This window comes from Candidatus Nitrosopumilus sp. (genome assembly GCF_965263415.1).
Lineage (GTDB): Archaea > Thermoproteota > Nitrososphaeria > Nitrososphaerales > Nitrosopumilaceae > Nitrosopumilus.
On record NZ_OZ253671.1, the window covers coordinates 1,001,445 to 1,019,120 of the forward strand.

Sequence of the window (17,676 nt, forward strand, 5' to 3'; positions counted from 1 at the left end):
AATTATTTTCTCAAGTCTAGTGTTTTGTATTCACAACCTTCTGGACCACAATACTTTCCAACATACGTTGCTTTTGGTCTATACAATGCTGGTTTTGGTGCAGCTTCTGCAAATTTTTCTTCAATAATGTGAGCTGCCCATCCTACAACTCTTGATATTGCAAATATTGGTGTATTCAAATCAACTGGAATTTTTAGCATGTAGTAAATTGATGCACTATACAAATCGACATTTGGATAGATGTCTTTTCCTTTCTGCGCTTTCATTTCAGAAATAGTCGTCGTTTCAACTTTCTCAGTCATGTCAAACCATGGTTCTTTTGTTTTCTCGGCAAGTTTTCTTGAGAGTTCTTTTAGAACTTGTGCTCTAGGATCATATGTCCTGTAAACTGCATGACCCATCCCCATGATTCTTTCACCTGCACCCATTTTTTCTTTAATCCATGGTTCAACTTTGTCAATTTCTTTAATGTCTAATAACATCTTCATGACTTCTGTATTTGCTCCCCCATGTAATTCCCCACTTAGTGCTCCAATTGCTGCACTTGATGCCGAATACATATGAGCTCTTGTTGATGCAACTTGTCTAGCTGTAAATGTTGATGCATTGAATGTGTGATCTGCATGTAAAATCAAACATACGTCAAAAACCTTCTCTACTTCAGGATCTGGTTTTTCACCTGACATCATGTATAGAAAATTTGCTGCATGGCTTAGCGATGAATCTGGATCTACAATTGACAGCCCGTTTCTAATTCGTTGCCAGCTTGCAATTATTGTTGGAACTTTGGCAATCAGATTGATTGCTTTATCATAACTTGCATCTTTATTTGAAAATTCTTCATCATAATATCCTGCTAGGGCTGAGACAAATGCCTGAAGCATATCCATTGGGTCTGCATCTTTTCTCCAATTCCCCATGTTCTTTTGCATCTGTTTTGGAATGTATCTTGCCTCGACTAGTTTTGAATTAAATTCATCTAGTTCTGCTTTTGTGGGTAATTTATCATAAAGCAGTAAGTATGCTGTCTCCTCAAATGTTGAATTCTTTGTAAGATCTAAAATATCAAATCCTCTGTAGATTAGTCTGCCTTTTTCACCATCAATGTTTGAAATTCTTGTATCTGCAACCTCAATTCCTCGCAAGCCAATATTTTTGGTCTCCATACTGAGCCTAGCAAAAATTCTTCTATTATATTTTCGCCAAAATAATGTCTATGAAATTTAGTAATTAGTCTAATATGCCAACTTTTGGCCCTAAATGAGAATTTTTAATCAAAAATTAAATGACTCCCAGTGAACGCAAAAATTTGCAAAAACTTGATGACTTGGTTCTAAATGCATCTGCTGAAGAATTAAAAAGACTTCAGGAAGTTGATTGCCAAAACCAAATGGAAGGACTCTCCCTTTATGAGGTATATCTTGATTCAAGTTCTCTGATAAATCAAAGCGTCAAAAACCAATCTAGAAAATCTTGAGATTCCATTCTTCATTTAAATGAGGGTTTGTAGTTTTTCTTGATGTTGGCTGCATCAAAGACAAAGAAATCAACAACTAAAAAGACAAAAACAACCAAAAAAAACCCAACCAAAAAAGTTGCCAAAAAAACTGTAACCAAAAAAGTTACTAAAAGAGCAACAAACACTACTGTTAAAAAAACAACAAAATCAAAACGTACCAAAGTAATCTGTATCTCTCACAAAGAAGATGCTGATGGCATTAGTTCTGCAGCATTAATTCGACAAGCGTTTGGTGGTGATGCTATGTTAGTTGATTATCCTGGACAAATGGAGGCATTACAGCAAGTTGTTACTGATGAAAAATTAAAATCATTATACATTTGTGATTTGGGTCTTAGCAAAAAGACTCAAGATGAATTTATTGACATTATGAAAACTTTGAGAAAAAACAAGGTTTCAATTACATATATTGATCATCATGACATTGATCCTAATGTTGTAAAGTCATTAGAAAAACTCAAAGTCAAAGTAATCCATGACATTAACGAATGTACTACTGTTCAAGTTTACAATGCTTACAAATCAAAATTAAATGAACACGCTACTTTTGTTGCAACATGTGCTGCAATCACTGATTATATGGAAGATAGACCTCTTGGCTCAAAATTACTTCAAATGTATGATAGACAATTTGCACTCATCAGTGCTACTGTGCTAACCTACAACATTGTAGGACATCAAAAGGAACCTGATTATCTCTTGTACTTGGTTGAAGAGTTGGCAGAGTCCAAATTCCCTCATGACATCCCAAATACATTTGAATTTGCACAAATTCAAGTTGAAAAACTCTCTCAAATGATTGCAAAAGTCAAGGCAGGTATGAAAACAATGAAGAATCTTGGACATATGGAAATTCTCGATTCTGGTGCTAGTGGCGCTGTGAACTTTGTAATGGGATTGTCTGGTAAAGACGTAGGTGTTGCATACAAAGAAAGAGTTGATCATGGAATCTATGCAGTTTCAGTTAGAGGCTCCAAGAACTGTAAAGTTCATCTAGGAAAAATTGTCAATTCACTGGCAACTGATCTTGGTGGTTCTGGTGGTGGGCATGATAGGGCATGTGGAGCTGTCATTCCAAAACCAAAAATAAAAAAGTTCATTACAGAATTAAATAAAAAAATAAAATAATCACTGTAAGAATCTAGGAATCTTTTTTGCTACATGAGATATTGAAATTCTACCTGGACCTGCTACTATGATTGCAAGTGTTGCAGCTAGCATTACCAAATCCCATTCCCATCCTCCTTTGGAAACAAAGAATCCGTTCTCCCATCTAATATGGAATATTGCTCCAAGCAAAATTACTGATAGTATTGCAGCAGAAATTCTGGAAAGAACTCCTACAACAAGTAATATTCCTCCAATAAATTCAGCTAGTGCAATTGGTAATTGCAGCTCAGGTGGAATTCCTATTGAAACTAACCACTCTTGCCAACCAGGATCAAATTTTTTTATACTGTGTACAATGAATATCACGCCAATAGATGCGCTAATTCCCCAATGAGTAATGTCATGTAATACATTTCCCTTTAGTGTTGCTTCTGCATTCATTAATTCTGGCCTTTGAAAAATCATTAAAAGGATTTGTCCAAATCCTATCCAAAAGTTGGAACAATTTTTTAATAATTTGGATGACAAATTCATGCAAAATTGAATGTAAAGATTCTTGCGCCAGCCATAGCTATAGGTATTGCACTTGTAGGTTTGGGCTTGTTCTTATCTGAAGATTCTCAACCATATGTCACAATTACGCCTACATCCTCATCAGTTACGATACCTACCACAGGAATATCTGAACTAGAAATTATGGAGACTGATGGCATCAAACATTTGATTCCTCTTGATAAAATTAAGGGAGGAGGCCCTCCAAAAGATGGAATTCCTTCAATTGATGATCCTGTATTTGCAAAAGTCTCAGACTCACAATTCATGTCTGATTTAGATACTGTGATTGGTTTGGAGATTAACGGTCAAGCAAAAGCATATCCATTGTTCATTTTGGTTTGGCATGAAATTGTAAATGATAAAGTTGGTGGGCTTCCAGTATCTGTTACTTATTGTCCACTGTGTTATACTAATCAAGTCTTTGAAAGAATAATTGATGGACAAGAAGTAGAGTTTGGTACATCTGGAAAATTGTACAACAGTAATTTGTTGATGTATGATAGATTGACTGAATCTTATTGGAGTCAAGCACTTGGCATTGCAGTAAAAGGAGAACTTTCTGGATATCAACTTGACTTGGTTCCATTTGATGTGATTACTTGGGGTGATTGGAAGAAATTGCATCCAGATACTTTGGTGCTAACTACTGATACTGGACATCTAAGATCTTATGCAACTGATCCTTATGGAAATTATTACACTGAACCACGAATAATGTTTCCTGTAGAATATAGTGATGATAGAATGCATCCAAAAGAAATTATCATTGGATTTAATCTTGATGGAATTTACAAAGCTTTCAAACAAAATGATATTGAATCCCAAATAGTGATAAATGATTCAGTTGGAAATACTTCTATTGTGTTAATGTCTTTGTATTCTGAAAACTCTCGTGCATTTGAAAGAATGATTGATGGAGAAATTTTAGATTTTCAATTTTTAGATGGAAAGATAACTGATACCCAAACAAACTCTGAGTGGAGTTATGATGGATTGGCAATTTCAGGTCAATATGAGGGAAAACAACTAGAAAGACTGCCAATTGAGCCTGGATTTTGGTTTGAATGGGTTGCATTTCACCCTCAAACCTTAGTTTATGGTGATACGTGATGAAGCCTATCCAAAAAGCAACAATCGTTGGAACTCTAACAATTGTAATCTACTTGGCAGTGGTGGTTGCAACTACTCCTGCATTAGAGCCATATGCTGCAATTAGTGCTGCATTTCAACTAAACTCTATTGTGATAATTGGTATGGGTATTGGAATTGGTTTACAAGTATTCTTGTCTGAAAAAAGTAAACTTCTTGGCTGTAAATTAGATGTTAAACGAAAAGCTTTTGGTGGAAACTCTGGTAGTACTGCTGCAACATCTTTCTTCTCTTTCTTTTCTCTAATCCCACTTGGCTGTTGTGGTTGGTGGCTCTATGCATTATCTTTGCTTCCAAGTGTTGTTGGAACTGGGGTATCTGCTATTTTAATAGAGTATAGTCAAGTATTGGCATATGTTGGACTGACAATAATTTTTGGTTTTGCTGGATTGACTGCTTTAAAACTAAAGAAAGAACAAAAGTTACAAAACTCACTTAGTCTTAATTGAAAATGCTAAAAGTTCTCCTTTACTTTTAGTAAGAAACCTTGCCATCTTGGAGAAGAATCCATATTTTTTATCTCTTCTCTTTACTGCGTCTTTTGTTTTTTCTTCATCTAAAATCTCTGCAATCCCTGAAACCCATTTCCCTTTGATTTCACCTTTAATGGTACATGTTGCAATTTTTACTTGAGTGTTGTTTTTGAGTCGCTTTACTTTTCCTGTTTGGTCGCGTGTTACTACAAAAATTTGATTATCTTTTATTGTAAACCAAACTGGTGTCTTTACAGGATTCCCGTTTTTTCTATATGTCTCAACTGAAATGTATTTCTCAGATTCTATTTCTTCTAAATACTTCAATTTAGCCTCGATTTTAGAGTCATTTGGGTATATTTTTGAGTTTTCTGATGATTATATTCTTGGCAAATCATATTTTTTACTTCTAGCTTTTGATCTTAATCTTGTTTTGCAACAAGAACAAGAATTTTCTTCTGTGAGAAAAAATATTGCACATAATGAACACCACTTTTGTCCTATTTTGTAACGTAGATTATTTGTAAATGATGTAGTTTTTAATCGCTCACATAATCCTTTACACATTTGAACCATGACACAAATTATTTGAAAATATATTTAAGAAAACTTCCAAATTACTCAATTCTTTTCCCGCGTTATTTCATTAAACGCGCATGATGCAGTAAGATCTCCTGTTACATTGACCATGGTTCTAATCATATCCAAAATTCTATCTACTGAAAGTAATAACAAGATTCCAACTGGAGGAATTCCTGCTGTTACAAGTATTGTAGCTAAAACAACTGTTCCTGCCCCTGGAACTGCAGGGGTTCCAATTGATGCCAAAAGTGAAGTGATAATAATCACAAGTATGGAGAACATGCTCAATTCAATTGCAAAGAGTTGTGCCAAAAAGAAGACTGCAATTACTTGGTACAAAGCTGTTCCATCCATATTTACCGTAGTTCCAAGTGGAATTACAAATTTTGAGACACGTGTGTCTAGCTTAAGATCCTCTTCTGCAGTCTTTAATGTCATGGGCATTGTTGCCATCGAACTAGCAGTTGAAAAAGCCAAGGTCTGAGGATTACGGAATTTTGAAAATGTAGATGAAATTGGTCTTTTTGCTACAAACTTTATGATTATTGTGTATACCAACAACATGGCTCCAAGTCCTAACACTACGGTTACCATGTATACTCCAAGCCCTGCCATGGTTTCTACTCCAACTTTGGCAACCATGCCTACAATCAAACCAAAAACTGCAAACGGTACAATCTTCATCGCCATCAGTAGAATGTATAATGTAATTTTTTGAACAGATTCTAGCAAATCCAACAATGGTTTGACTGACTCTTTTGGAAGAGCTGCCATTGCCAGTCCGACAATCATTGCCATTATCAAAATACTCAACATCTGTCCTTCAAGATACGACACAATTGGATTTCTTGGAATAATGTTTGATGCTATGTCCGGAATCTCATCTACTGAGAAACCTTCTGTAACTTTCAAATCATCTTCAGAAAGGTCATGAGTTTCTTGAAGTGCCGTAAGATCTAGAATGCTTCCTGGAGCAATAACTGATGCAAGAGTTATTGCAATTAGAATTGCGATTGTTGTAGTTATTACAAAATAAACACCAATACCCAATCCTAGGGTTTTCATTTTTTCTTTTGTACCTAAATTAGTAATAGCTACTACAATTGATGCAAAAATTAATGGAACTATAATCATCAAAATTACACTCAAAAATATGTTAGCTGGAATTTTGAGATATGATGAAAGAGTATCCAAAGTGTTATCATCTAGATTGACACCAACATCATCTCCTAAAACTAAACCAACTCCCAATCCCACTAGTAATGAGATTACAACTTGAAGCCACAAATTTTTAAAAATATAATTTTTCAATGTCATTTAACACACTTCTAGATTTTCAGTATGTTCATTTAATATAAGAACTACCTATGGTTCACGTGTAATTTTATTCTGATATTTCTACAATTGCATCAATTTCAGTCATGGATTCAAGTGGTAAACTACCTGCACCTAATGCTATTCTTGCATGTTTTCCTTTTTCTCCAAAAACCTCAAACATCAAGTCTGATGCTGCATTGATAACTTTTGGGTGTTGTGTGAACTCTGGAACTGAGTTTACAAATCCTGAAAGTCTTACAATTTTTGTTACTTTATCCAAACTCCCTGCTTCTCTTTTGATTTGAGCCAGTATGTTAATTGCGCAACTTTTAGCTGATTTTTGAGCAGTCTCTAGATTCTCATCAGAAACTTTTCCAGTGTAAGCCACCTTGCCATTTTCTAGTGGAATTTGCCCTGATATGAAAAGTAGATTTCCTGTTTTTACTGCTGGGATGTAATTTCCTGCAGGTACTGGGGCTTCTGGTAATTCTATTCCTAATTCTTTGAGTTTTTCTTCAGACATGACGATTGTTGCGTCATTTTTGTCTGATTTTAGTTTTTACTTATTTTGATATGGACTTTTTCGCCCTTACTTGAGTTGTTTTGAAATACTGTTCTGGTTTTGTAGCCTTGTTTTTGAAGACATCCGTCTAAAATCGAAACCCATGGAAGTGAATGTCCACTGTTTAGCTTTGATTCTACTGTAATGTTTTTTGTATTTGCCTCAAAATTGACATGCCCTGAACATGTAATCTGCAGCACAGCATCCATGATTTCTATAATGTCGTCCAGTGATTTTGATTTTAATGACACACCATTTTTTTCTAATAACTTAAACAAGTCAAATTCAGGCTTTTTTGAAAACATTGTAGAATTTAGAATATGAGTTAGACCTGTTTCATTGATTGTCTTGATAATTTTGTAAATTTCTTGGGCTTCAGCTTTTGTCATGTCTGCAAGTGCTTTTGTTTTTGTTGCATTTTTCCAAATATGTGCAAATACTTTTTCTTGATTTACTCCAAGAATGTCAGTTGATGAAAAGATAGCTCCTTTTCCATTTTCATTATTTACCATTAGTAATTCTGTTTCATCAAAGATAAAGCAATTTTGTGTAATGTCTGATGCTCTAATTTCTACTCCATCTGGTATTGATCTATATGCTTCTGAACAAATTTGTGTAGGTGACACTAGAACTTTAACATCTAGATTTCTACGTAATACTGATACTAGTTGTTCTTTACATTCTGCTAGTAACCCTAAACCCCATTGGTCTACCATTATTTTCATTGAGGATTTACTACCTTCAATCATAGTTTGAAGTTGTGATAACACATTATTTGCACTGATGTGGAAATACCTTTTTTCTTCTGAACCTCTTGATTTTCTACTTTCTTCGCTAGCTTTTTTCAGATTAGATACTAGTGTGTTCATTGCATTTACTTTGTTAATCTGCTCGTGAATTATTCCATCAAATGCATCTTCTGGTGCAATAGCAGTACACATTATTGGTTTACTTTTTGAAATTATTGCAAGTTTCTTATTTTCAAGTTTTAGCAAAGTTGGGTAAATCTTGGTTCTTGGAATTTCAGAGTAATATGCTAACTCTCCTGCTGAAATTGTACCCTTGGCAATTAATGCAACATAAGCCAGTGCCTCATATTTACTCAAACCAAATTCTTCAAGGCTAACTGTTAATGCGTGCTCATTGACCATGATTATGATTGATTTGTTATTAGGTAAAATTGAGAGCTAAATTCCTTTACACAAATACTCAAAAAAAATCAAAATTGTATCTGCAGATATGTGTAACTGTGGTTACTAAATTAATCGTGACATCATCCTCTAATACAAAATATCGATAAAATATTTCATGTCGGTTAAATGCATAGAAATGGACACTGAGAACATCTCTCATTCTGTTACTTTGACTCCTAGATTGGAGTATTCTACTACATTACTTGATGAAATTATAGATATTATATCTCAGAAACGAGATGATTTGAAACAATCAAACAAAGATTTAGTTTCTGATTTTGATGAATCCGACAAAACACATCTCCAAGCAATCGAACTTGAACGAATCATGGCATTTTCTCTTGAAATTTTGACTCTTACAAAAAGAAAGACTAGGAGTATTACAAATGTTCAATCAATTCCTCAGGTTCTACCTTCATCTATTCCGCTAATTAGAACAATCAGTGCCCAACTCTATGAACTAGTTCCTGACTGCAGCCAAAAACTCTCAGAACTTTCTGTTCATTTGGGTAGTATAGTACTTGATTCTGCAGCACTTACTCATGCTAGTTTTGATTTTAGTCAATCAAACACAGAATCCTCAATCTTACTTGATGAAGTAAAATTGATGGTGGACTCTAAAATAAGTAAGCAGTATCCTAATGTTGATTTTTTTAAATTATGCAATACTTGAATGTACTAAACTCTAAACGTGATTTTTCAAAAGACCTTGAACGTATAAAATCACTATCATCAAAACTTGACAAAAAAATTGCTGAGGTAAAATCATCTGATGACAAAAATATTGAAAAATTAACTTTAGAAGAACTACAAGATCTGGATAAAATAGTTGGAATTGCTGATTTTATGCTAGTCAAATATTCTGACAAAAAAGAGATGCGCTCAATTCTCAAATATTTTGTATCTGTAATTTCAGAGGCTGCAGGCTCAATTGAAGATTTGGATGATGAGATTTCTGAATTGATAATGTCTGCTGAGGATTCTATTAGTAAGGTAAAGGGAATTCATGTAGATATCTCAGAAAAATCTGATTTTAAGAAGAAATATCATGATGGTCCTGATTATGATGAGCACGAAACGAGTGCAATTAATTTAACCAATTTTGCTACAGAGATTAACACTGTAGAATACCAACAAAATTCTCAAGGAAATACTGCGTAGGTAATTTGAAATGAGTATGGCCCCCCAAGAATTAGAAAATACTGCTAGCAAATATGCTTCTGAGGCTATCAAATTTGATTCTCAAGGAGCACGTGGTCAGGCAATCACATACTATCAGCAAGCAATTGATGCTCTGGTAAAATTACTAAAATTATACCCAAACAGCAAACTAAATCCAATTTATAAAGAAAGATGTAACTCTTATCACAATAGAATTAATGCATTACAACAATCACATGGCGTAGAGCCTGCAGTTGATCCTAAAGCTTCTGAAGAAGATCAGAAAAAATCTGTTCAAAGACAGGAAAATGAGAATGACTTTGAAGAACTAATTATGAAAGAAAAACCAGATGTAACTTGGGACCAAGTTATTGGTTTAGATGATGCAAAAAGTGCATTGCGTGAATCAATTGTATATCCAACTAAAAGACCTGATTTATTCCCCCTAGGATGGCCAAAAGGAATGTTGCTTTATGGTCCTCCTGGAACTGGTAAAACAATGCTGGCAGCTGCTACTGCAAATGAGATGGATGGCTACTTTATCAATGTGGATGCATCTTCTATGATGAGTAAGTGGTTAGGTGAAGCAGAAAAGAATGTTTCAAAATTATTTGCAATGGCAAGAAGTTATGCTGAAAAAGAAGGCAAACCTGTAATTTTGTTTGTAGATGAAGTTGATTCACTATTAGGTTCTCGAAGTAGTGAAGTAGGCGGAGAAGTTAGAACTAAAAATCAATTCCTGACTGAAATGGATGGTGTTAATGGTAAAGGAAAAGACTTGATGATGTATGTCATTGGTGCAACAAACAAACCTTGGGCACTTGATTGGCCTTTCCTTAGAAGATTCCAAAAGAGAATTTACGTCTCATTACCTACTCAGGCAGCAAGAGAAAACCTCTTTGAACAATACACTGCCAAATTAAGCAAAGATTCTAGAGTAAGCACTAATGATCTTGCAAAATTGTTTGACGGTTATAGTGCCAGTGACATTAAAGATGTCTGTCAAGCCGCACAAATCAAAACAGTCCATGAAATATTTGATTCTCCTGATTATCATGAGCCCATAGAAGGTGAAGAACCAATTCAACCAAGAGAATTAACTGCATCTGATTTCAAAAACATTATGGAAAGAAGAAAACCAAGTGTTTCAACTGAAATGATTCGTGCATATCACAAATGGAGCGAAGAGTTCCAAGCATTATGATTTTCTAAAGTGATTTTTAGCCTAAAACATTATTTCTTACCCAGTTTTTGTTTGAGTAAAATTGAAAAATTCACTTGTTTTGCTTTTTGTTTTGATTTTTAGTATTGCAGGTTCTACTGAACTAGTATTTGGACATGGATTTGGAAGTGAAACCTTGCCTCCTGCGTCAATTGGAGATCGAGATGTCACTTTTTCAATCTCTGTCCTGCCTTCGATTTTTGATCCTAATGTAAATGAACATCTGATAACTTTGAATCTTTTTGACTCAAAAACTGAAACTGCAATCGAACATGTAACATTTGAATTAGAATTTTCAAAAAATAAAAAACAGTTATTCAAAGAAGTTTTTCATGATGAAACTGGCACTCTGAAATTATCTGTAATATCTGATGACTCTGAACAAATCTCAATTCAAGGAACTCAAGAACCAATTTTGGGAGGATGGTTAGTAGATGACGAAAACCCTTTAACATTTACTGGGCCAATTTTTACTTCTGGCGGTCTTTATGAATACAAAGTAAAAATTTTGTCTATTGATTCTGATTCAAATGTTTTGAAAAGTCCTATTGGATTTGAAGGTGGAATAAGTATTGCAGATCACCAATTTTTCTATGTAGATGATCATCTGAAACAATCTCAAAAACTACATGTTGTCTCTTATTTTGATCAAATTCAAGATTTCGATTTTGATTCTAATCAATTAACTTTCACAATACCATTTGATTGGAATCAGAATTTTCAAGAAATAAGTGTGATTCATCAAGAAGTTAGAATACCAAATACCTTTAGTGATTTTCTTTCCACAAATTATGATTCATATGTAAATGGACTTTTACTGCCACACGATATTACTACTATTGATGATTATTCTTTTGATGATAGGACTGTTCACACTGTAATTACTCGTGACTTGCTCAAGTTGTTGAAAAATAATGTACAGACATCTGATGAAATAATTGAGTTTACACTACAACCAAATGACCAAGTTGACTTTCCATTATATTTTACAACCTCTGATTATCAAGTATTCTTGTATTGGGAGCCTGAAATTATCCGTGCAGGTGAGGATGTAATATTTTTCATAGATTTTCAACAAATCTTTTCTGATCATCACAAACATCATGTGGAATATGATTTTTCAGTAATACAGCAGGGTGATAGTATTTATCAAAAACATTTCAAGGGTGATATTGATTCTGATTATTCAAATGTTCATCAAGTAAATTTTGATCCAAAAAATTCAGGCTCTGCAAACCTTCTTGTCTCTAACATCGATGGAGATCCTCAATCAAAAGGAAATTTCATTATAGTAATTGAACCTGGCACATCTCAAAACTCTGAGACAAATGGTATTCCTTCTTGGGTGAAAAGTAATGCTGGTTGGTGGGCAGATGGTTCAATTGATGATGATTCTTTCATTCAAGGGATTCAGTTTTTAATTGATGAAAACATTATTCAAATTCCTCCAACTTTGGCAGGTTCTAATTCTCAAACAAACGACATTCCTGTTTGGGTTAAAGTCAATGCTGGTTGGTGGGCAGATGGTTCAATTGATGATGATTCTTTTGTAAAAGGAATGCAATTTTTGATAAAATCTGGAATAATTTCACTAAACTAATCACATGTAATTTCATTTGCGATCAATTTTTTTCATCTGTAATTCACACAAAACTTAAATTCGTATTACAACGGAATTGCTGAGGGTCACAATAACCACAAAGAAATCAATCCACGCAAACAAACATGGAAAGCTGATCTTTGATGATGGCACCGTTTTTGATGGTCAAGGCTTTGGTTATTCGACGACTGTTTTTGGTGAAATTGTATTTAACACTGGCATGGTTGGTTACACAGAAGCTCTAACTGATCCTTCTTACAACGGTCAAATTCTCACCCTTACTTATCCACTGGTTGGAAATTATGGTATACCCGATCCAGAAATTAAGGACGATGATGGAATTTCAAAATTTTTCGAATCTGATGTTATGCAAATTAGAGGATTAGTAGTACATGAACTATCTTTGACGGCAAGTCATTGGAATCTCAAAATGACTCTTGATGAGTGGATGCACAATGAAAAAGTGCCTGGAATATCTGGTATTGATACTCGAGCCGTGACCAAGAAACTTCGAAGTAGTGGTGTTATGATGGCCGCACTTGTTGTATCTGATGAGCCTATAGACGTTGCAAAAGTCAAAAAAGAATTGGCAGATGCAACTGATTATAATTCTGAGAAGTTTATGGATTCTGTTTCAACAAAAGAAGAAAAAACTTACGGAAATGACTCTGAATCAGTTGTGGTAATTGACACTGGTGCAAAAAATGCCATTGTAAGAAATGTAAGAGAATTAGGGTATAATGCAATAGTCGTCCCATGGAATACTCCTTATGATAAAATAATGTCACATAATCCAAAAGGTGTAGTGCTAAGTAGTGGTCCTGGTGATCCGCAAAATTGTCCTGCAACAGTTGACACTGCTAAAAAATTAATTGAAAATAACATTCCTACATTAGGAATTTGTTTAGGTGCACAAATTATTGGACTAGCAGGAAATACTGAAACCTACAAACTAAAGTATGGACATCGCGGACAAAACAAACCTTGTATCAATTTAGAAACAAATCAAGTTTACGTCACAAGCCAAAATCACGGTTATGGAATAAAACCTGAATCTTTAGAAAAATCTGATTTTAAATTATGGTTTACAAATGCAGACGATAAAACAGTCGAAGGAATAAAACACAAAACCCAAAATTGTATTGCAGTACAATTTCATCCAGAAGCTGCGCCTGGCCCATTTGATTGCAAATATGTTTTTGATGAACTCAAAAAATTAATGGAGAAATGAGAATTGCCAAAAAATGAATCCCTAAAAAAAATTCTAGTACTTGGTAGCGGTGCTATCAAAATTGGCGAAGCAGGAGAGTTTGATTATTCTGGAAGCCAATGTCTAAAAGCAATTCATGAAGACGGAATCAAAAGTGTCCTAATCAATCCAAATATTGCAACAATTCAAACCGATACTAGATTTGCAGACCAAGTGTATCTCTTACCCGTAAATCCAACATATGTTGAATCTATTGTGGAAAAGGAAAGACCTGATGGAATAATGCTGGCCTATGGTGGGCAGACTGCTCTAAACTGCGGTGTTAAACTAGAAGAGGCTGGAATTCTCAAAAAATATGGTGTAAGTGTCCTTGGAACACAGGTTCAGGGTATCAAAAATACGGAAGACAGGCAGCTTTTCAAGGATCAAATGAATGAGGCAGGAGTCCCTGTGCTCAAAAGTAAGACTGTCACAAACTTTGATGATGCAAAAAAGGCAGCAGAAGAACTATCCTACCCTGTCATAATTCGTGTAGCCTATACTCTTGGTGGCCGTGGGGGTGGAATTGCTCACAATGAAATCGAATTACATGAAATTGTTGAACGTGGTCTAAAGGCCAGTCTAGTTGGCCAAGTCTTAATTGAAGAATACATTGGACACTGGAAGCAAATTGAATATGAGGTAATGCAAGATTATGATGGTAATAATGTAATTGTGTGTAACATGGAAAATGTACTTTCTATGAAAGTCCATACTGGTGATAACATTGTAGTTGCACCTTCACAAACAATTGATAATCATGAATATCATATGTTGCGTTCAGCAGCATTACGTGCAACAAAACATGTTGGAATAGTTGGTGAATGTAATATCCAATATGCGTTAGATTCTGACTCTGATAGATATGTTGCAATTGAAATCAATCCACGTCTTTCACGTTCATCAGCTCTTGCAAGTAAAGCAACTGGTTATCCACTTGCATACATGTCTGCAAAAATTGGCTTGGGTTATAATTTATCTGAACTTGTAAACAGAATTACAAAAAGTACGACTGCATGCTTTGAACCTTCTCTTGATTACATTGTATGTAAACATCCAAGATGGGACTTTTCAAAATTTGAACTTGTAAACCGTAAACTTGGAGTCACAATGAAATCTGTTGGTGAAGTCATGGCCGTTGGTAGAACATTTGAAGAATCTTTACAAAAAGCAATCAGAATGCTTGACATTGGAAATGATGGACTTGTATTGAATCGTGCAAATGGCAAAACATACACTGAAGAAGAAATTGAAGACAAACTTTCACACCATGATGATCAAATATTGTATAATGTTGCAATTGCACTAAAGATGGGAATTCCAGTTGACAGAATCTACAAACTATCTGCAATTGATCCTTGGTTTATTGAAAAAATCCAAAATATTGTAGACACTGAAGCTAAACTCAAAGAATCTGAACTAGATGAATCTCTGATGTGGGAGGTAAAGAAAATGGGCTTTTCAGATAAGCAAATTGCCAGATCCAAGGAGAAAGAACCTGATGAAATTCGCGAAATACGCAAAAAATTAGGCGTAATTCCATCTGTAAAGCAAATAGATACACTGGCTGCTGAATGGCCTGCTGTTACAAATTACCTCTATCTTACTTATGGTGGTCATGCCAATGACATCTCCGTTCCTACAGACGAGAAAGGAATAATCGTTGTAGGTGCAGGTCCCTACCGAATTGGAAGTAGCGTAGAGTTTGATTGGGGCACTGTCAACATGGTATGGGGATTGCAAGAAAATGGAGAGAAAAATGTCTCCGTAGTAAATTGTAATCCTGAGACAGTTTCAACTGATTATGATATTTGTACAAGATTGTATTTTGAAGAATTAACTCAAGAAAGGATTCTTGACATAACTGAATTTGAAAATCCAAAAGGTGTAATCACTTGTGTTGGTGGTCAAACTGCAAACAATCTAACCCCTGGTCTTGCACAACGAGGAATCAATATCATGGGAACAAGTGCAATAGATGTTGATAGAGCTGAAGACCGCTCCAAATTTAGTGCCGAACTTGATAAACTACACATACAACAACCAAAATGGCAAGCATTCTCAAATCTTACTGAAGCAAAAAGTTTTGCACAAGAAGTTGGATTCCCTGTAATTGTTAGACCATCATATGTTTTGTCTGGTGCTGCAATGAAAGTTGTATGGTCTCAAAATGAACTAAAAACATATGTCAAAGAAGCAACAGATGTTTCTCCTGATCACCCTGTTGTAATATCAAAATTTATGTTAAATTCACTTGAAGTAGATGTTGATGGAATTAGTAATGGAAAAGAAGTTGTCATTGGTGCAATAGTTGAACATATTGATTCAGCTGGTGTACACTCTGGTGATGCAATGATGTGTATTCCTCCATGGAGATTAAATAATAAAATTATTGAAACAATAAATGATTACACAAAAAAGATTGCCTTAACATTCAATGTAAAAGGTCCATTCAACTTACAATTTCTAATACATGATGATCATGTATACGTAATTGAACTCAATATTCGAGCATCTCGCTCCATGCCCTTTGTCTCAAAATTGGTAAAAACAAACTTGATTTCCCTGGCCTCTAAGGCTATTTTGGATAAACCTCTTCCAAAAATACCTGAAAACAAATGGCAAAAAATTCACAACTATGGAATCAAGGTACCTCAGTTTTCATTCATGCAATTAGATGGTGCAGATATTGCCTTAGGAGTTGAGATGCAGTCAACTGGTGAGGCCGCGTGTTTTGGTGATAGTTTCTATGATGCATTGTCAAAGGGATTGACTTCAGTTGGATACAATCTGCCTGATAAAGGAACTGCACTGGTAACTGTAGGTGGTTCTACAAATAAAGAAAAACTTTTGCCAAGTATTGCAAAGCTTAAACAATTAGGATTCAAAATTTTAGCAACAGAACATACTGCAGAATTCTTTGAAGAAAAAATTGGTGATGTTGAAATTGTACACAAGATTTCAGAACCAGAAAGAAAACCAAACATTTCTGATCTTCTTTATGAGAAAAAGATTGACTTTATCATAAATATCCCAAGTACTTTGTCTTTAGAAAAGTATGTTGGAATGCTTGATGATGAATATCAGATAAGAAGAAAGTCTTTAGAGTTGGGAATTCCTGTTTTGACTACTCTTGAGTTGGCAGATTCTTTTGTTAAAACCCTAGAATGGTTGCAACATAATGAAACAACAAAAGATCCTATTGAGCCATATGATGTGCTTGAATAATTATCGCAAAACCTGATCAATAATTGATTCGTTTCCAATAATTGTGCCGTCCAACGTAACTATTCTTGCTTTAGCAACTGATTTTATCCTGTCAATTATAGGCGAAATTGATTTTTTGTATTTTTTTCTATGGGTCGCATAAAAGTACTTGTTAAATGACGGAATTATGGTAATTTCTAATTCTCCTGATTTGTTTGGAAAAATTTTTTCTTTTTCTATCTTCATTGAAACCCAAACTCTTTGTCCATTAATTACAGAATCTTCTTGAAAAAATACTGGATGGACATGTCCCATGATGATTTTGTCTATGTGTGAAAAATTCTCTGATGGCATTGTGTGTCCATGAGTCAATAGCACATTTTCTTCAACAATTCCAGTCGAACTAATCATTGTAATGTTTTGAGGAACCAATCTTGAAATATTTGCATCATGATTTCCAGGAACTAAAACTACCTCGCACTTTTGACTGATTTTATCAAAAAACAAAGGAATCTCCTCCCATTCACTTTTTGAAATACTTTTGACACTTGATTTTACATCTCCTAGTAGAATTACTGAATCAGGTCTTTCTACATCAATCATTTCAGACAGTTCTTGAATTGTTTCATTTATTGTAGAATTTTTCCCAATAAAGATTTCATTTGATGCCATACTACTTTCAAATCCTATATGGAGATCTGTTACCACAAGATGTTTTCTCTCTCCTTCCAAAACTAATGCTGGCTTTGTTGGCATGATCCTAGTCTGCAACATCAA

Annotated in this window: 18 protein-coding genes; 10 read left to right on the forward strand and 8 right to left on the reverse strand. The window is 34.6% G+C overall.

What is annotated here, in order from left to right:
* Positions 1-2 precede the first annotated feature (2 nt).
* Positions 3-1,166 (reverse strand): citrate synthase, encoded by a 1,164-nt coding sequence (locus tag ACQY22_RS06565; RefSeq protein WP_428323899.1) that lies wholly within the window; start codon positions 1,164-1,166, stop codon positions 3-5.
* A gap of 143 nt (positions 1,167-1,309) precedes the next feature.
* On the opposite strand from ACQY22_RS06565, the gene ACQY22_RS06570 reads away from it, so the two are divergent.
* Both ACQY22_RS06570 and ACQY22_RS06575 read left to right on the forward strand, forming a co-directional pair.
* Entirely contained in the window at positions 1,310-1,477 is a 168-nt protein-coding gene (locus ACQY22_RS06570; protein ID WP_428323900.1) for a hypothetical protein, read from the forward strand.
* A 42-nt stretch (positions 1,478-1,519) separates the two neighbouring features.
* Positions 1,520-2,647, forward strand: a complete 1,128-nt coding sequence (locus ACQY22_RS06575) for a DHHA1 domain-containing protein (RefSeq protein WP_428323901.1) — start codon at positions 1,520-1,522, stop codon at positions 2,645-2,647.
* Here ACQY22_RS06575 and ACQY22_RS06580 read toward each other — a convergent pair whose 3' ends face one another.
* Positions 2,648-3,070: a DoxX family protein gene (locus ACQY22_RS06580; RefSeq protein ID WP_428323902.1), complete on the reverse strand. Its 423-nt coding sequence runs from the start codon at positions 3,068-3,070 to the stop codon at positions 2,648-2,650. It abuts the gene before it with no gap.
* Positions 3,071-3,169: 99 nt separating this feature from the next.
* Between ACQY22_RS06580 and ACQY22_RS06585 the strand changes: the two genes are divergently transcribed.
* Positions 3,170-4,294: a DUF3179 domain-containing protein gene (locus tag ACQY22_RS06585; protein ID WP_428323903.1), complete on the forward strand. Its 1,125-nt coding sequence runs from the start codon at positions 3,170-3,172 to the stop codon at positions 4,292-4,294.
* Positions 4,294-4,782 (forward strand): hypothetical protein, encoded by a 489-nt coding sequence (locus tag ACQY22_RS06590; RefSeq protein ID WP_428323904.1) that lies wholly within the window; start codon positions 4,294-4,296, stop codon positions 4,780-4,782. The genes ACQY22_RS06585 and ACQY22_RS06590 overlap by 1 nt, the downstream gene beginning before the upstream one ends.
* Here ACQY22_RS06590 and ACQY22_RS06595 read toward each other — a convergent pair.
* From ACQY22_RS06595 to ACQY22_RS06615, 5 genes are all read right to left on the reverse strand, one after another.
* Positions 4,765-5,133, reverse strand: coding sequence for a PPOX class F420-dependent oxidoreductase (locus ACQY22_RS06595; protein ID WP_428323905.1), 369 nt, complete (start codon positions 5,131-5,133; stop codon positions 4,765-4,767). The genes ACQY22_RS06590 and ACQY22_RS06595 overlap by 18 nt on opposite strands.
* Positions 5,134-5,184: 51 nt before the next feature.
* Positions 5,185-5,382, reverse strand: coding sequence for a hypothetical protein (locus ACQY22_RS06600; RefSeq protein ID WP_428323906.1), 198 nt, complete (start codon positions 5,380-5,382; stop codon positions 5,185-5,187).
* A 45-nt stretch (positions 5,383-5,427) separates the two neighbouring features.
* Positions 5,428-6,705, reverse strand: coding sequence for a dicarboxylate/amino acid:cation symporter (locus ACQY22_RS06605; RefSeq protein WP_428323907.1), 1,278 nt, complete (start codon positions 6,703-6,705; stop codon positions 5,428-5,430).
* Positions 6,706-6,772: 67 nt separating this feature from the next.
* Entirely contained in the window at positions 6,773-7,228 is a 456-nt protein-coding gene (locus ACQY22_RS06610) for a RidA family protein (protein ID WP_428323908.1), read from the reverse strand.
* A 29-nt stretch (positions 7,229-7,257) separates the two neighbouring features.
* Positions 7,258-8,418, reverse strand: coding sequence for a TrmB family transcriptional regulator (locus ACQY22_RS06615; protein ID WP_428323909.1), 1,161 nt, complete (start codon positions 8,416-8,418; stop codon positions 7,258-7,260).
* Positions 8,419-8,596: 178 nt separating this feature from the next.
* On the opposite strand from ACQY22_RS06615, the gene ACQY22_RS06620 reads away from it, so the two are divergent.
* The 6 genes from ACQY22_RS06620 to carB all read left to right on the forward strand — a co-directional run bounded on the left by ACQY22_RS06620 (position 8,597) and on the right by carB (position 16,920).
* The gene (locus ACQY22_RS06620) at positions 8,597-9,133 is read left to right on the forward strand and encodes a hypothetical protein (protein ID WP_428323910.1); all 537 of its coding nucleotides are present in this window, start codon (positions 8,597-8,599) and stop codon (positions 9,131-9,133) included.
* Complete coding sequence (locus ACQY22_RS06625) at positions 9,121-9,621, forward strand: hypothetical protein (RefSeq protein WP_428323911.1); 501 nt, start codon at positions 9,121-9,123, stop codon at positions 9,619-9,621. Before ACQY22_RS06620 ends, ACQY22_RS06625 begins: the two co-directional genes overlap by 13 nt.
* 10 nt (positions 9,622-9,631) lie before the next feature.
* On the forward strand, positions 9,632-10,825 hold the full coding sequence (locus ACQY22_RS06630) for an AAA family ATPase (RefSeq protein WP_428323912.1): 1,194 nt from the start codon (positions 9,632-9,634) through the stop codon (positions 10,823-10,825).
* 61 nt (positions 10,826-10,886) lie between these two features.
* Positions 10,887-12,443: a peptidase gene (locus tag ACQY22_RS06635; RefSeq protein WP_428323913.1), complete on the forward strand. Its 1,557-nt coding sequence runs from the start codon at positions 10,887-10,889 to the stop codon at positions 12,441-12,443.
* A gap of 76 nt (positions 12,444-12,519) precedes the next feature.
* Positions 12,520-13,674, forward strand: a complete 1,155-nt coding sequence (gene carA / locus ACQY22_RS06640) for a glutamine-hydrolyzing carbamoyl-phosphate synthase small subunit (protein ID WP_428323914.1) — start codon at positions 12,520-12,522, stop codon at positions 13,672-13,674.
* A gap of 3 nt (positions 13,675-13,677) precedes the next feature.
* The gene (gene carB / locus ACQY22_RS06645; RefSeq protein ID WP_428323915.1) at positions 13,678-16,920 is read left to right on the forward strand and encodes a carbamoyl-phosphate synthase (glutamine-hydrolyzing) large subunit; all 3,243 of its coding nucleotides are present in this window, start codon (positions 13,678-13,680) and stop codon (positions 16,918-16,920) included.
* Here the strand turns inward: carB and ACQY22_RS06650 are convergent, their stop codons facing one another.
* Positions 16,921-17,673, reverse strand: a complete 753-nt coding sequence (locus ACQY22_RS06650; RefSeq protein WP_428323916.1) for a metallophosphoesterase — start codon at positions 17,671-17,673, stop codon at positions 16,921-16,923.
* Positions 17,674-17,676: the final 3 nt, after the last annotated feature.